Source organism: Bartonella sp. MU70NMGDW (assembly GCF_042194085.1).
GTDB lineage: Bacteria > Pseudomonadota > Alphaproteobacteria > Rhizobiales > Rhizobiaceae > Bartonella > Bartonella grahamii.
The window spans coordinates 1-1,680 of sequence record NZ_JBHIMK010000252.1; the positions used below are offsets into that span (position 1 = coordinate 1).

Annotated in this window: 3 protein-coding genes; all 3 read right to left on the reverse strand. The window is 43.7% G+C overall.

What is annotated here, in order from left to right; genetic code table 11:
- The coding region (locus ACFIKE_RS10175; protein WP_375649729.1) for a contractile injection system protein, VgrG/Pvc8 family at positions 1 to 1,229 on the reverse strand (1,229 nt) is incomplete at its 3' end.
- On the reverse strand, positions 1,226 to 1,450 hold the full coding sequence (locus tag ACFIKE_RS10180; protein WP_273724325.1) for a tail protein X: 225 nt from the start codon (positions 1,448 to 1,450) through the stop codon (positions 1,226 to 1,228). The genes ACFIKE_RS10175 and ACFIKE_RS10180, both read right to left, overlap by 4 nt.
- A partial coding sequence (locus ACFIKE_RS10185) for a phage tail protein (protein WP_375649732.1) occupies positions 1,447 to 1,680 on the reverse strand: 234 nt, incomplete at its 5' end. The genes ACFIKE_RS10180 and ACFIKE_RS10185, both read right to left, overlap by 4 nt.

Sequence of the window (1,680 nt, forward strand, 5' to 3'; positions counted from 1 at the left end):
TTGTCTGGTGTTGTGTTTGCAACGTTTCCAGCCGCATCTTCTTGTGATGCATCAAAAAGTTCGCACTCTATTTTTGTGGTGTAACCACCCGTTTTATCAAGTTTGTGCTTAACGCTCTTGATGCGCCATTCTGCTGGAATATAGGGGCGGAAAGGGGGCTCTTGAACAAGTTTTGCTTCTGCTTGTACAAACGGATCACCACCGATATCACATGAGAAAGAAGACTTACCGCGTGATGATTTATTGCGATAAGCAGCAATGGCCGCAACAGCCTCTGATTGGTTATGGTAGGTGTATTTGAGTTCATGAAACGGCGGATTACCAACCTTGACTTCTTTTTTTTCACCACTGCGGATATCATGATAGGTTGCGAGAACACCGCCTTTTTTCTCTTTGTCTTCTTCTTCTTTCTCAGATTCTTTTTCTGCTTTTTCCGATTCAGATGATGGTGGTGTTGCTCTGTCATTGTCATCCATATGGATAAAGTTTTCATCATCATCAATCTCTTCTGGTTCTCGTGCATCAGCCGCGGCTTTTTGGTCGTCTCCCACATCTGTTTCTAAGCCATTGGCTGCACCTGCTTCATCACGCGCACTGTATTTAAAATCCCAAGAGGTGCAATGTTTTTCATGGATAACAACTATGGGGAGTGTTTCACCGGTGATGGCTTTGCCTTCACCCCGTTTGGCGAGCACAAGTTTGCCATCAACGGGCTTTGCTACCGCATCATATTCTTCTGCAAGGCGTGTAGCAAAAGCCATATCGCTTTCAGCTGTTTGGTCAATGTGTCGCACAACGATTTTTGCAAGAGAAGGATCAACCTTTGGCGTATAGCCATTACGCTCTGCTATCTCTTGAACAATACTGCCAAGGGTTTGCTGGTGATAGGATTGGCTTTTGGGGGTTCTGTAAGACGTGTTCATTGATGCGGCGCGCCCTGTCACGCTTAAGCTTTGTGGTGGGCTGCTTACAGAGATTTCGTCTATCAGATAGGCTCCCATATCGCGGTTTTTTCCGCCTTCATAGCCAAGAGTTACAGAAATGACTGTCCCGATAAGAGGAATATCAAGAAAGCCGTTATCACTGTCACGCGCACGGTCATCAAGCTCTATAGTGATACGATCACTTTTGTTTTCTGCTTCATCGGTAATTTCAATCGACAAAACATAATCCATAAGAGTTTTTGTGATGTCTTCTCCATTTGCCAGAACCATGCAAAAAGGTTTCATGATTTGCTACCCCAAATTCTGATTACTGGTGTAGCTTTCGGATAGGGGAGGGTTGGTAAGAGTATCGTGATGCCTGCTTTTAAAATGGGTCCATAGTCTGCAAGCCCAAAATTAGCTGCATAGACGCGTTCAACAGCAAGGGCTTGTTGACCCTTTGCATAGTATTTCCAGCAAATGGCATCAACCATATCACCATCTTTGGTCATATAAAGATCACTCATAGGTCTTCACCATATTCTCTCAACTTTATCGTAAATTCTTGTTTTTTGGGGGTGCCGTTATGATGAAAAACACTTTGCTTTTCCTCTACAGAAAGAATGACAAACTTACCTAAGATTTTGCCTTGACCAGTCACAAGAATGTGAGGTCCCATATGCGCTATTTGTCGCAAATATTCGATTTGTCCGTGACCACCTTTGAAATCTGGATAAATCACGCCTGCTAAAGAAAA

Excerpts from the sequence above, each read along its gene's own strand:
- ACFIKE_RS10180 (WP_273724325.1), bottom strand. The coding sequence starts at position 1,450 with ATGAGTGATCTTTATATGACCAAAGATGGTGATATGGTTGATGCCATT.